The organism is Cupriavidus sp. PET2-C1 (genome assembly GCF_054515855.1).
In genome coordinates this window covers 185,727-198,851 of record NZ_CM137259.1, presented here as the reverse complement: position 1 = coordinate 198,851, position 13,125 = coordinate 185,727, and the positions used below count along the sequence as shown (strand labels likewise).

At 68.0% G+C, this 13,125-nt stretch carries 14 protein-coding genes; 5 read left to right on the top strand and 9 right to left on the bottom strand.

Features of this window, described 5'->3' with window-relative positions:
- The first annotated feature begins 109 nt into the window (after positions 1–109).
- From ACX12D_RS00860 to ACX12D_RS00840, 5 genes are all read left to right on the top strand, one after another.
- Positions 110–1,231, top strand: coding sequence for an MlaE family ABC transporter permease (locus tag ACX12D_RS00860; protein WP_459372561.1), 1,122 nt, complete (start codon positions 110–112; stop codon positions 1,229–1,231).
- Positions 1,228–2,121, top strand: coding sequence for an ABC transporter ATP-binding protein (locus ACX12D_RS00855; protein ID WP_459372560.1), 894 nt, complete (start codon positions 1,228–1,230; stop codon positions 2,119–2,121). The genes ACX12D_RS00860 and ACX12D_RS00855 overlap by 4 nt, the downstream gene beginning before the upstream one ends.
- Positions 2,118–3,059 (top strand): MlaD family protein, encoded by a 942-nt coding sequence (locus ACX12D_RS00850; protein ID WP_459372559.1) that lies wholly within the window; start codon positions 2,118–2,120, stop codon positions 3,057–3,059. The genes ACX12D_RS00855 and ACX12D_RS00850 overlap by 4 nt, the downstream gene beginning before the upstream one ends.
- A gap of 111 nt (positions 3,060–3,170) precedes the next feature.
- On the top strand, positions 3,171–3,809 hold the full coding sequence (locus tag ACX12D_RS00845) for an ABC-type transport auxiliary lipoprotein family protein (protein ID WP_459373893.1): 639 nt from the start codon (positions 3,171–3,173) through the stop codon (positions 3,807–3,809).
- A gap of 11 nt (positions 3,810–3,820) precedes the next feature.
- Positions 3,821–5,107 carry a VanZ family protein gene (locus tag ACX12D_RS00840; protein ID WP_459372558.1) on the top strand — a complete coding sequence of 429 codons (1,287 nt, stop codon included), beginning with the start codon at positions 3,821–3,823 and terminating at the stop codon, positions 5,105–5,107.
- Positions 5,108–5,126: 19 nt separating this feature from the next.
- Here the strand turns inward: ACX12D_RS00840 and pcp are convergent, their stop codons facing one another.
- The 9 genes from pcp to ACX12D_RS00795 all read right to left on the bottom strand — a co-directional run bounded on the left by pcp (position 5,127) and on the right by ACX12D_RS00795 (position 12,986).
- Positions 5,127–5,801 carry a pyroglutamyl-peptidase I gene (gene pcp, locus ACX12D_RS00835; RefSeq protein WP_459372557.1) on the bottom strand — a complete coding sequence of 225 codons (675 nt, stop codon included), beginning with the start codon at positions 5,799–5,801 and terminating at the stop codon, positions 5,127–5,129.
- Positions 5,802–5,871: 70 nt separating this feature from the next.
- Complete coding sequence (locus ACX12D_RS00830) at positions 5,872–6,822, bottom strand: DUF979 domain-containing protein (protein WP_459372556.1); 951 nt, start codon at positions 6,820–6,822, stop codon at positions 5,872–5,874.
- 3 nt (positions 6,823–6,825) lie between these two features.
- Positions 6,826–7,563 (bottom strand): DUF969 domain-containing protein, encoded by a 738-nt coding sequence (locus tag ACX12D_RS00825; RefSeq protein ID WP_441641332.1) that lies wholly within the window; start codon positions 7,561–7,563, stop codon positions 6,826–6,828.
- A 122-nt stretch (positions 7,564–7,685) separates the two neighbouring features.
- Positions 7,686–8,426 carry a 5-oxoprolinase subunit PxpA gene (pxpA, locus tag ACX12D_RS00820; protein WP_043342811.1) on the bottom strand — a complete coding sequence of 247 codons (741 nt, stop codon included), beginning with the start codon at positions 8,424–8,426 and terminating at the stop codon, positions 7,686–7,688.
- A 111-nt stretch (positions 8,427–8,537) separates the two neighbouring features.
- A complete protein-coding gene (locus tag ACX12D_RS00815; RefSeq protein WP_459372555.1) occupies positions 8,538–9,560 on the bottom strand; it encodes a 5-oxoprolinase subunit C family protein in 1,023 nt (340 codons plus the stop codon).
- Entirely contained in the window at positions 9,557–10,207 is a 651-nt protein-coding gene (gene pxpB, locus ACX12D_RS00810; RefSeq protein WP_459372553.1) for a 5-oxoprolinase subunit PxpB, read from the bottom strand. Before pxpB ends, ACX12D_RS00815 begins: the two co-directional genes overlap by 4 nt.
- A gap of 472 nt (positions 10,208–10,679) precedes the next feature.
- On the bottom strand, positions 10,680–11,675 hold the full coding sequence (gene lipA / locus ACX12D_RS00805) for a lipoyl synthase (protein WP_150992653.1): 996 nt from the start codon (positions 11,673–11,675) through the stop codon (positions 10,680–10,682).
- A 43-nt stretch (positions 11,676–11,718) separates the two neighbouring features.
- The gene (gene lipB / locus ACX12D_RS00800; RefSeq protein ID WP_459372552.1) at positions 11,719–12,450 is read right to left on the bottom strand and encodes a lipoyl(octanoyl) transferase LipB; all 732 of its coding nucleotides are present in this window, start codon (positions 12,448–12,450) and stop codon (positions 11,719–11,721) included.
- A 176-nt stretch (positions 12,451–12,626) separates the two neighbouring features.
- Entirely contained in the window at positions 12,627–12,986 is a 360-nt protein-coding gene (locus ACX12D_RS00795; protein ID WP_441641337.1) for a DUF2917 domain-containing protein, read from the bottom strand.
- Positions 12,987–13,125: the final 139 nt, after the last annotated feature.

Genomic DNA, 13,125 nt, shown 5'->3' with positions numbered 1-13,125 from the left:
AGCAGCTACGCATTGTAGCCGTGCGAATCCACGGCCGAGGCGCTGCGCGCGCCCGCTGACGCTGCGGGTGGCATAGAATCGGGACTTGCCCATCACTTCTCCCCCTCCTTTGGAAAGCCCTACCACGCCAGCCATAGAAGTGACGCGCGCGGACGGAGCGCAAACCGTGCAACTGCGCGGCGACTGGACAGCGCTTGCGCTCTCCGATTGCCACCGCGCCCGCGCGCTGCGCAACGAGTTGCACACGATCGCCGCGGACGCGCACTGGTCGCTGGCAAGCCTCGCCCGGCTCGATCACATCGGCGCACAGCTGATGTGGCAGGCCTGGGGCGGCAAGCTGCCCGAGAAGCTGGACGCCAACGAGGCCCAGCGCCGCGTCTTTACCCGCATCGCCGGGCTGCGCCGCGAGAACTGGAAGAAACATATCGTGGACCGGTTCAATCCGGTGACCCTGTTCGGTGCCTCGATCCTGTCGATGTTCTCGCAGCTCGGCAATGGCGTAACCATGCTGGGCCAACTGGCCTTCGACCTGCTGCGCCTGGCGCGCGCGCCGCAGCGCGGCCCCTGGCGCGAGATCTCCGCCAATATCTACAACGTCGGCTACAAGGCCCTCGGCATCACCGCGCTGGTCGGCTTTTTGATCGGCATCGTGTTGTCGTACTTGTCGGCCAACCAGCTGCGCACTTTTGGCGCGAGCATCTTTATCGTCAACATCCTCGGCATGGCGGTGATCCGCGAGCTGGGCCCGGTGCTGGCGGCCATCCTGATTGCCGGGCGCTCGGGCTCGGCAATCACCGCGCAGATCGGCGTGATGCGGGTCACCGAGGAGCTCGATGCGATGCGCGTGATGGGCATCTCGCACGGCTTCCGGCTGATCATGCCGCGCGTGATCGCGCTGGCCATCGCCATGCCGCTGCTGGTGGCGTGGACCGACGTGCTGGCGCTGGCCGGCGGCATGCTGGCCGCGCACTTCCAGCTGGATATCAGCGTGGCCTTCTTCCTGCGCGCGCTGCCCGATGCGGTGCCGGTGGCCAACCTGTGGATGGGCCTGGGCAAGGGCGTGGTGTTCGGCATCCTGATCGCGCTCACCGCCTGCCATTTCGGCTTGCGCATCGAGCCCAACACACGCAGCCTGGGCGAAGGCACCACCGCCTCGGTGGTGACCTCGATCACCGTTGTGATCGTGGCCGATGCCATCTTCGCCATCCTGTTCAAGGACATCGGTTTATGACTACCACCACGGCCGCCACCGCAACGCCGCCTTCGGGCACCGTGCAGCACGCCCCGCGCACCACCGTGATCGAGGTACGCGACCTGGTCAAGCGCTTTGGCGAGGCGGTTGTGCACGACCACCTCAACCTCGATGTGTACCGGGGCGAAGTGCTGTCCATCGTCGGCGGCTCGGGCAGCGGCAAAACCGTGCTGCTGCGCCAGATCGTGGGACTGGAGCGGCCCACCTCCGGCACCATCCGTGTGTTCGGCGAGGACCTCACCAAGCTCGACGCGGCCCAGCTGCAAGCCCTGCGCAACCGCTGGGGCCTGCAGTTCCAGCGCGGCGCGCTGTTCTCCGCGCTGTCGGTGATCGACAACATCGCGCTGCCGCTGCGTGAACTTCGCACCCTGCCCGACGATCTCATCTGCGCGGCGTCGCTGCTCAAGCTGCAGCTGGTGGGGCTGTCGGCCCGGGATGCGGACAAGATGCCGTCCGACCTGTCCGGCGGCATGATCAAGCGCGTGGCGCTCGCGCGTGCCCTGGCCCTGGAGCCGGAGCTGGTGTTCCTGGACGAGCCCACCGCCGGGCTGGACCCGATGGCCTCGGACGATTACGTGGCGCTGATCCGCGAACTGCGCCGCGAGCTGGGGCTGACCGTGGTGATGGTGACCCACGACCTCGACACCCTGGTGGCGCTGTCGGACCGCGTCGCGGTGCTGGCGGACCACAAGGTACTCGCCGCGCTGCCGATCCGGGAACTGGTGCATGTTGACCACCCGTTCATCCACGAATATTTCCTGGGCGAGCGCGGGCAGCGCGCCATGCAGGCGCTCCCGGCTTTGCCGGACGCGGCACGCGCGGCAACGCATGCGGCAACAGCCGCAGGCCCGCAATCTGGAGAAGCATGATGGAAAACAAGTCACACGCCTTCCTGGCCGGCGTGTTCACGATCGGACTCGCCATCCTGGTGCTGTTCGCGATCTTCTGGTTCAGCAGCGACCACGCGGTGCGCGTGCCGTATGACCTGATCACCCGCTCCACCGTCAACGGGCTGGGGCCGCAGGCCGACGTCAAGTACCGCGGGCTGGACGTCGGCAAGGTGGTGTCGATCCGCTTCGATCCAACCGTGCCGGGCCAGATCATCGTGCGCATCAGCGTCAACCAGGACACCCCGATCACCCACACCACCTATGCCACGCTCGGCTTCCAGGGCGTGACCGGGATCGGCTACGTGCAGCTCGACGACACCACCGCGCAGGAAGGCGGCGCGCCGTCGCCGCACCTGGCCACCTCCTCCAAGTCGGTGGCGCGCATCATCATGCGGGCCGGCTTCTTCGAAGAGCTGGAAAAGCGCGGCGACAGTTTGCTCACGCAACTGGAGACGATCATGGGCTCGCTGAACGACATGTTCCAGGCCGACAACCGGCGCGATCTGATGGAGGCGATCCGCTCGGTGCACAAGACCGCCGACGACTACTCGCAACTGGCCAGCTCGATCGCGCCGGCCGTACGCCAGCTGCCGCAGGTGACCGAAAACCTCAATGCCACGCTGGCCTCCACGCGGCGCCTCACCCAGGAGCTGGCCAGCCCCGACGGTACCGTGATGCGTACCGTCGACCGCGTCGGGCGCGACCTGCAGGGCGCCGCCGATTCCGTGCAGTCGGCCGCTGGCGGCGTCTCGCAAGACACGCTGCCGCAGATCAACGGGCTCGCGCGCGATACGCGCCAGACCATGCGCAGCATCGACCGCGCCGCCAGCCAGTTCAACGACAGCCCGCGCAGCGTGCTGTTTGGCGGCCCTGCCGCCGTGCCGGGCCCGGGCGAGCCCGGCTTCCAGGCCCCCTGACGCGGACCGCAAGCCCTCATGCCGCGCACCCACGCACTCGCCGCACGCGCACCACGCCTGGCCCGCCAGGCTGGCGCCGCGAATCCTTCGAGCAAACCAAGGCACATCATGATGCGCAATGCCCAAACCCGGCCGGACGGATGCGAAACACCCGGCACCTTCGCCCTGCCGCGCCGGCTGGCCGCCGGCGTCGCGCTGGCCTGCCTGCTGCTGGGCGGTTGTGCCCTGACGCCTTCCACGCCCACCATCACCTACGATCTGGGCCCGCCGGCAGGCGCCGCACCTGACGCCGTGCACCTGCCCAAGATGCGCGTGGCGCAGACCGATGGCCCTACCTGGCTGGACGGCAACTCGCTGTACTACCGGCTGCATTACGCCCAGGCGGAGCGCCTGCAGCCCTATGCCACGCAGCGCTGGGTGATGTCGCCGGTGCGCCTGTTCGACGACCGCCTGCGCGAGGCCGTGGCCTCGCGCGGCGCGCTGACCTGGCTCGGCGACACTACCGCGCCGGCGCTCAAGATCGACGTGCTGGAGTTCGAGCAGGTGTTCGACAGCGCCAGCGCCAGCCGCGGCGTGATCCGCGTGCGCGCCACGGTATTTCGCAGCGGGCTGATCGGGCAGAAAACCTTCGTGGTGGCGCAGCCCGCCGCCACGGCCGATGGCGCCGGCGGCGTCAAGGCGCTGGCCACCGGCAGCGATGCCGCCATTGCGGCGATCCTGGACTGGGTGGCCACGCTGCCGCTGCAGTAAGAGGGCCGCGCATGGCATCGGCTCCCGCGCCGCTCGTCCCCCCCCCACCGCCACCGCCGCCGCGCCACTCGCCGCTGGCGCGGGTGGGGCTGTTGTGCTTCACCCTGCTGGTGGTCTATGGCAGCCTGTACCCGTTCACGGGCTGGACCGACAACGGCATCTCCGCGCTGGCCTTCATCACCGCGCCCAAGCCCCGCTACCTGACCGGGTTCGATCTCATCACCAACGTGCTGGGCTACTGCCCGCTTGGCGCGCTGGTGGTGCTGTCGCTGCACCCGCGCATCTCCGGTGTGCGCGCCGTGCTGCTGGCGCTGGTGGCGGGCACGCTGCTGTCGGGCACCATGGAAGCGCTGCAGACCTGGCTGCCCAACCGCGTCTCGTCCAATATCGACCTGATGACCAACGCGCTGGGGGCTCTGCTGGGCGGCGCCGCGGTGGCGCCCTTCTCGGCCGCGCTGATCGATCGCGGCTCGCTGCGCCAGTTGCGCATGGCGTGGTTCGAGCCGCACGCCAGCTTTGCCATCATCCTGATCCTGCTGTGGCCGTTCGCGCAGATCTTCCCGCAGGATCACCTGTTCGGCATGGGCGGGATCGTGCGCGAGTGGCTGACCGACCCCGACTCCTGGCCCGTGCAGTGGTTGCAAGGCGTTTTCCCGGGGCTGCCCGACCTGATCGAGAGCATCAGCCTGCTGCGCCCGGATGACGTGCAAGGCCAGCAGTTGCTGGAGTCACTCGTTACCGGATGCGGCTGGGTGGGCACCGGGCTGTTTGCCTCGATCGCCATGCGCAGGCAGGCGCCGATGCTGCGCATCCTGGCGGCCTTGCTGGCCAGCGCGCTGCTGCTGAAAGCCGTGGTGGCCGAGATGCAGTTCCCGGACGACAACGCCTTCAACTGGCTGTCCGAAGGCGGCCGCTTTGCCCTGTTGACGGGCTCGCTGGTGCTGGTTTTGCTGCTGCGGCTGCCGCGCTGGCTGCGTGGCGCGCTGGCGCTCGCCACGCTGATGCTGCTGGTGACGCTGTCCAACCTGCTGCCCGCCAATCCGTATTCCTGGATCTCGGAGCAGGGCTGGCGGCTAGGGCGCTTCATCCACTTCAACAGCCTGTCGCAATGGCTGGGGTGGATGTGGCCGTTCGTGGCGCTGTGCTACCTGATCTGGCGCTTCGAGCAATTCCAGCTCGATCGCCGCAGCCTGCGGCGTGCGCGCCGCCAGGCAAAGCGGCTGGCGGCGCGCGCCAGTGATGGGAATGCCGAAGGCGATGGCAACAATCGGGAGGATGCCACGCCGCCGGGCGCCTGAGCGGCGCCCGAGCGGCGCCTTAGTGCGTCTGTCCGCCCTGCTCGCGGATATCGCTGGTGGTGGCAAGCGCCGTGGCCACCGCGCAGCGGATGCCTTCGATCATCAACGCCAGCGACAGGCTGGGCTGCCCCGGATGGCGCGTCGCCTGTTCAGGCAAGTAGGGAATATGGATGAAGCCGCCCCGGATCCCGGCAGGCACGCCTTGCGTGGCAAGCAGGTGCATCAAGCCGTAGAACACGTGGTTGCAGACGAAAGTGCCTGCGGTCTGCGACACCGATGCGGGCACGCCCGCCGCGCGCATGTCGCGCACGATGGCCTTGATCGGCAGGCTGGAGAAATACGCCGCCGGGCCTTCTTCGGCGATGCGGGTGTCGACGGGCTGCGCGCCGGCATTGTCGGCGATGCGCGCATCGTCGACATTGATCGCCACGCGCTCCACCGACATCTCAGGGCGCCCGCCCGCCTGCCCCACCGCGATCACCAGCATGGGATTGACCGCGTCGACCAGGTCAGCCAGCGCATCGTTGGCCGCGCCGAACACGCAGGGCAACTGGCGCGCAACGATGATCGCGGCATCCAGGTCATCGGGCCCGTTGCCGATGCGCACGCCGTCAAGCGCGCGCACCGCTTCCCAGGAAGGATTGATGGGCTCGCTCTCGAACGGCTCGAAGCCGGTCAGCAGCACGGTACGCATGGCAGGGACTCCCGGCAAGAAGCCCGGTTGCCCGGGCCCCTGGCCAATCATTCGCGGCGGGGCCGCGTTCTTACATCAGGAAATACAGCAGCACGATATTGGCCACCAGGACCATCAGCGCGGTTGGCACCTGCGCCCGGATCACGGCGTTCTTGTCATCGAGCTCCAGCAGCGCGGCCGGCACGATGTTGAAGTTGGCCGCCATCGGCGTCATCAGCGTGCCGCAGTAGCCGGAGAACATGCCGATCGCCGCCATCACCGCCGGGTTGCCGTGGAACATGTTCACCAGGATAGGCACGCCGATGCCGCCGGTCATGACTGGGAAAGCGGCAAAGCCATTGCCCATGATCACGGTAAAGAGCGCCATGCCCACGCAGTACACCACCACGGCCACGAGCTTGTAGTCCATGTTGATATAGGCCGTGGTCAGGTGCGCCACCGCCTTGCCCACGCCGGCATCGGCGAACACCAGGCCCAGCATGGCCAGCATCTGCGGCAGCACCAGCGCCCAGCCCAGCGACTCGGTCAGCCGGCGCGATTCGCGCACGCCCTGCACCACCGTGTCGCGGGTGAGCCAGCACGCCACGCCCAGCGCCAGCAGGCAACCGATGCCGAGCGAGACGAAGGTGACGTTCTTGGGATCGAGCAGCGCCAGGCCAGCGACCTTCACGTCCTTGAACAGCAGCGTGCCGATCACGGTCACCACGGGAATCAGCAGTGCCGGGATGAACAGCTTGTTGCCCAGGCGCTTGGCCGAGTTGCGGCGCTCAGCCTCCGGCAGCGTGCCGTGCTTGCCGTGGCCCACGCCGCCAAAGCCCGCGATCAGCGCCATCACCACGGCGCCGATGCCGACGATGGCCGGCGGCAGCTTGTCGCCGATCAGGAAGACCAGCGCATACAGCGCCCAGAACAAACCCGTGCTGAGCCGGCGCGGATGGTCGCGGTCGGCGAAGGTCATCAACGCCGTGATGGCCAGCACCAGGCCGGCGAGCCAGTAGAGATAGTCGATGGAAATGATCATGGCTTACTCCCCGCTCTTGGCCGCGGCGGCAGCGCCAGCCGTTGCGGCGGACTTGCCGCCCGCTTCGCGCTCCAGCCACATGTCCAGGCGCTTGAGGCGCACGGCGTGGATCAGGAAGGCGCAGATCGCGGTGGGGATGCCCCACACGGCGATATGCAGCGGTTCCACGTCGATGTTGGACGACAGCAAGAAGGTGTGCATCAGCGCGATGGCGCCGAAGGCCACGAAAATGTCTTCGCCGAAAAACAGGCCAACGTTATCGGTGGCTGCGCAGAAGGCCAGCACGCGCTGGCGGATCGGCTCGGGCAGCTTGCCGAAACGGGTCTCGGCCGCGCCTTCGGCCATCGGGGCCAGCAGCGGGCGCACCATCTGCGGATGGCCGCCGAGGCTGGTCAGGCCCACCGCGGCGGTGAGCTCGCGCACGCCGAGGTAGACGATCAGCAAGCGTCCCACGGTCGCCGACGCGATGCGCGAGATCCACGCCTGGGCATGCTCGCGCAGCCCGTGGCGCTCGAGCAGGCCGATCACCGCCAGCGGCAGCAGGATGATGAGCGGCAGGTTGCGCGTCTTGACGAAGGCGGTGCCGATCGCCGTGAAGATCTGCATGACCGGCATGGTTGCCGCCAGCCCGGTGGCGATGGCGGCAAGCGCCACCACCATCATGGGGTTGAAGCGCAGCACGAAGCCAAGGATGATGATGCCGACCCCAACTAGGGGCCAGAGGTTGACTGCCTGTTCCATGAGAGACACCAATAGAGTGTGATGGAGGCGAGTGCCCCGCGTCGCGTCATGCTGCTCGACACCCACGGGGCACAGTGAAAGCCGGAAGCTTGGGGGCGCGTCCGTTAGGTGTGGCGTGCCCCTCAGACTCCAGCGCGGATTGCGATGCCTTCGGCGCCGAGCCGCTCGCGGATGCGGCGCGCAAAGGCAAGCGCGTGTGCGCCGTCGCCGTGCAGACACACGGTTTCGGCGCGAATCGGTACATAGGTGCCGTCGATGGCGCGCACGCGCTGCTCGCGCACCATGTCCAGCGTCTGGCCCAGTGCCACGTTCTCGTCTTCGTGCAGCGCGCCGGGCGTGCCGCGCTTGACCAGCGAGCCGTCGGGGTTGTAGCCGCGGTCGGCGAAGACTTCTTCCTTGACCTTCAGGCCGGCTTCGCGCGCCACCTTCACCATGACGCTGCCGGCCAGGCCGAAGAAGACCAGGTCGGAGTCGAAGTCGCGCACCGCACGCACGATGGCGTCGGCCAGCTTGGGATCCTTGGCGGCCTGGTTGTAGAGCGCACCGTGCGCCTTCACGTGGGCCAGCTGGCCGCCCTGCGCGCGCACCAGCGCGGCCAGGGCGCCGATCTGGTAGAGCGTGTTCGCGTACACCACCTCGGGATCGAGCTGCATCTCGGTGCGGCCAAAGTTCTCGCGGTCGGGATAGCTAGGATGCGCGCCGATGGCGACGCCCTGCTCCAGTGCCCACTTCACGGTCTGCAGCATGGTGGCGGCGTCGCCGGCGTGCCAGCCGCAGGCCACGTTGGCCGAGCTGATCAGCCCCAGCAATTCGCGGTCGTTGCCGCAGCCTTCGCCGAGGTCGGCGTTCAGGTCGATATGCATTGCGTTGCTCCTCACCGGTCTTGCGGCTTGTGTTGAGGTGTTGAGGTTTTGGGGTTGCTGTCGTGCTGTGCTTCTGTCGTGCTGCTGTTCTGTCGTTGCCGGTTAGGCGGCTCAGGCCACGGCAGCGCGGGTACGCGTGCGCCGCCGCGAGGCGATCACCATGCCGTCGCCCTGCCACTGCAGCGCCTGGTCCAGTTGCTGCAGGTACCGGTCCAGCTCGGCTTGCGCAGCGGCGGCCTCATCCAGCGTGACGCGCACGAAGCGCACCGGCGCCCCCAGCGGCACCTGCGCCAGCCGCCACAGGTCGGCGCCGATCACCACGCCGATCTTGGGATAGCCGCCGGTGGTCTGCGCGTCGGCCATCAGCACGATGGGCTGGCCGGCCGGCGGCACCTGGACCACGCCCGGCAGCACGCCATGCGAGAGCAGGTCGGCCGCGCGCTCGGGCTGGCGCGCCAGGGCCGGGCCTTGCAGGCGCAAGCCCATGCGGTTGCTGTTGGGCGTGACGACCCAGTCGGACTGCCACAGCGCTTCGCGCGCGGCGGCGTCGAAATCCTCGTACTCGATGCCGGGCAACATGCGGATCGGCATCGCGTCGCCGAGCTTTTTCACCGGCAGCGCCCAGGATGGCGCCTGCACGCCCAGCCAGTCGCTGTCCTCGGCCACGCCGGGCCGGCCCGCGCCGAGGCGGTCGCCTTCATGCAGCGCGCGGCCACCCAGGCCGCCAAAACCGGCTTTGAGGTCAGTGCTGCGCGAGCCCATCACCGGCGCCACGGCGATGCCGCCCGCCACGCACAGATAGGTACGGGTGCCGCCCTGCGCCGCCGACAGCGTCAGCGTTTCGCCGCGGCGCACGTCGAAGGCATGCCACGACCAGACCGGCACGCCGTCCAGGTTGGCCCGGCATTCGGCGCCGGTCAGCGCCACGCGCATGTCGGCATGGAAACGCACGGCGGCGCGGCCCAGCGTGTATTCGATGGCGGCGTCGCCCGCCGGATTGCCCAGCAGGCGGTTGCCGATGGTGAGCGCGACGGTATCGAGTGCACCCGCGGTGCCCACGCCAAAGCGGCGAAAGCCGGGACGGCCAAGGTCCTGGACCGAGGCCAGCGCGCCGGGTCGGGTGATTTCGATCATGGCAGCAGCGCCTCGACGACAAAGCGCACGGTATCCCCGGGCGCAAACAGGGAAGGCGGATCGCGGTCTGCCAGGAAGAGTTGGCTGGTGGTGTGCCCGATCAATTGCCAGCCGCCGGGGGCGGTTGCCGGGTAGATGCCGGTCTGCTCGCCGCCGATGCCGACCGTGCCTGCGGGTACGGACAGACGCGGCTCGCGCCGCCGCGGCGTGGCCAGCGCCGGGTCCATGCCGCCCATGTAGGCAAAGCCGGGTTGGAAGCCGAGGAAGTAGACGACGTACTCGCCCGCGCTGTGGCGGCGTACCACTTCCTGCGCCGTGAGGCCCGTATGCGCCGCGACTTCGGCCAGGTCGGGGCCATGCTCGCCGCCGTAGCACACCGGGATCTCGACCAGCTTGCCGGTGGCGGCACGCGCTTCGCCGGAAGCCCAGGCGAGCTTCAGGTTGCGCTCCAGCGCTTCGGGATCGGCTTCGCGGTCGAACACCACGGTGAGATTGTTCATGCCCGGCACCGCATCGACCACGCCGCGCCACTCGGCGGCGCGCTGGGCCATGGCCCAGATACGTCGCTGCACTTCTAGCGAGGCCGGCGGGGGCACGCTGCACAGCAGTGCCTGCTCGGCCAGGCGGTGAACGGAACATCGGGTCATGGGCGGCACCAGCGGGGGGACCTGTCTTGCAGTGTAGGCGGGCGCGCTGTACTAGTCAGGCGCGGTGCCGGCTGCGACGGGTCCGAGAGTGAGATCGCTATTTCATCGACGATTTATCGATAAATTCATAATAACCAAACAAGAAGATGCTGTGGCTAGGTGTTGACCCTAGGCACTCGGTGCTACGTCTTCATGCGGGATAGCGTTGGCGCACCGCCTCGGTGCGGGTACCGGGCGCGGCGATTGCATCCGGTGCAGGAGCGCTCGGTGCGGCTCTCGCGTCGCACCGGCCCTGCTCGATGCGGGTGCGTGCGCCCCTGCCGGGCTGGGCATGACAAGGGCAAAAGAATTTCCGGGAAATGCGCTCATCCGTGGCGCGCATGCAACGGCAGGACAAAAAAAAGACCGGCCGGTAAATACCGGCCGGTCTTCTCGACGGGCTGATGCGCGCCGTGGCGCGCAAGGTTGGGCCTCAGGCGAACCCGGCCTTATGCGCCTGCTCGTCCGCGTGGTAGGAGCTGCGCACCATGGCGCCCACGGCGGCATGGGTAAAGCCCATTTTGTAGGCCTCGGCCTCGAACATCTTGAAGGTGTCCGGATGCACGTAGCGCATCACCGGCAGGTGGTGGCCCGACGGCGCCAGGTACTGGCCGATGGTCAGCATGTCGATGTCGTGGGCGCGCATGTCGCGCATGACTTCGAGGATTTCCTCGTCGGTCTCGCCCAGGCCCACCATCAGGCCGGACTTGGTGGCCACGGCCGGGTTGCGGCGCTTGAACTCTTGCAGCAGCTTGAGCGAGTGCGCGTAGTCGGCGCCCGGGCGGGCCTGCTTGTACAGGCGGGGCACGGTTTCCATGTTGTGGTTCATCACGTCGGGCGGGCCGGCCTGCAGGATGTCCAGCGCCTTGTCCAGGCGGCCGCGGAAGTCCGGCACCAGCACTTCGATGCGGGTGGCCGGCGACAGCTCGCGGGTCAGCGTGATGCAATCGACAAAATGCTGGGCGCCGCCGTCGCGCAGATCGTCGCGGTCGACGCTGGTGATCACCACGTAGTTCAGCTTGAGCTGGGCGATGGTGCGGGCCAGGTTGCCCGGCTCGTTGACATCCAGCGGATCGGGACGGCCGTGGCCCACATCGCAGAACGGGCAGCGGCGGGTGCACTTGTCGCCCATGATCATGAACGTGGCGGTGCCCTTGCCGAAGCACTCGCCGATGTTCGGGCAGCTGGCTTCCTCACATACCGTCACCAGGTTGTTGGCGCGCAGGATGTCCTTGATCTCATAGAAGCGCGAGCTGCCGGTGGCCGCCTTGACGCGGATCCACTCGGGCTTCTTGAGCTTCTCGGCCGGCACGATCTTGATGGGGATGCGCGCGGTCTTGTCCGCCGACTTCTGCTTGCGGGTCGGGTCGTACTGCTCCGCCTGGGGTTGCGGGGCTTCGCTGGAAGTGGCGATCAGGGCGTCGCTCATAGTGTTCTCCGCACGCGCGGTGCGTGCATATTCGGCTGGATGACTAAGTGGCCAGGGCCGCGGCGGTATTCCGTTGGGCCGCCAGGGCGCGCTCTTGCGCCTCTGCCAGCACTTCACACAGCGCCGCCGCAAGGCGCCGCGCGATATCGGCTTGTTGTGCCGCGGTCACGGGCAAGCGGGACGCACCCGCCGCATCGGCCACCGCGAAGGTGGCGCCCGCCGTTGCCATGTCGACCGTTTCCAGGCCGGCATAGCCGCAGGGGTTGATGCGCAGGAAGGGCGCGAGGTCCATCTGCACGTTGAGGCTGACGCCGTGATAGCTGCAGCCATTGCGGATCTTGAGGCCGAGCGCGGCGATCTTGGCGCCCTGGTGCCGGCCTTCGGAAAGGTAGATACCAGGCGCGCCGGGCTTGCGTTCGGCTGCGAGATTATACGCCGCGAGCGTATCCAGCACGGCCTGCTCGATCGCATGGACGAGCTCGCGCACCATCAGGTGACGGCGGCGCAGGTCGAGCAGCAGATAGGCCACGACCTGGCCAGGACCGTGATAGGTGACCTGTCCGCCACGATCGATCCGCACGACGGGGATCGCATCGTCAGGGGCCAGCACATGCGCGGGATCTCCCGCCTGGCCGAGGGTATAGACCGGGGGGTGCTCGACCAGCCAGATCTGGTCGGGGGTGTCGGGGGTGCGTGCGGCGGTAAAGGCGCGCATCGCGTCGAAACAGGGCTCGTACTCTTGCCGGCCCCGTTCGATGACTTGTATCGGTTGCATCCCGGCAGTTTAGCGAAAAGGGGCGGATCTCACAGGAGGCCGCCCCTTTTCTGGTGTGTCTTTCGTGTCTTTCGGTGTGTCTTTATGACGTTGGCGTTGCGTCCTTGCTTGCCGGCCTGGAATGGATCAGCCGCAGATGGCCGCGCGCGCGGCCATCTGCATCAGTATCCGCTGGCTCAGGAAGCCGTGACCTGGTCCTGGTTAGGCGTCCACTCGGTGCCTCGAACCAGGCGCCGCGCCATGCGCGCCACCAGGTGCGACACGTTGGTCGCCGGCCGGCGGGCTTCGGCGATCAGGGCCAGGCGTACCGGCTCGGCTGCGCGCGGGTCCACGCTGAGCGTGATTTCATCGCCGCTGTTGAGCAGCAGGCTACCGCCGCAACGCAGCCAGTAGTCTTCCGAGTCGCCTTCACGGGTCACCCAGACATCGATCCCCGTGGCCTCTTCGACGCGCAGGCGCTGGCCGGCGTGGATGGAAAGGGAGGTAACTTCGCCCGGGCTCAGGGTGAACAGGGTCGTTGTGAGCAATGTTTTCATGTTGGGCATCCTTCGCTGACATCGTCGGCTGCCTCGCCCGCTTGCCCGGAATGGGCGGCCGCCGATCAGCTCAGCCCTGGCGGGCTTATGCTTGGTCTTGCCTGGTACTGGATCGGCACCGGTGCGGGTAGCGCCCCGA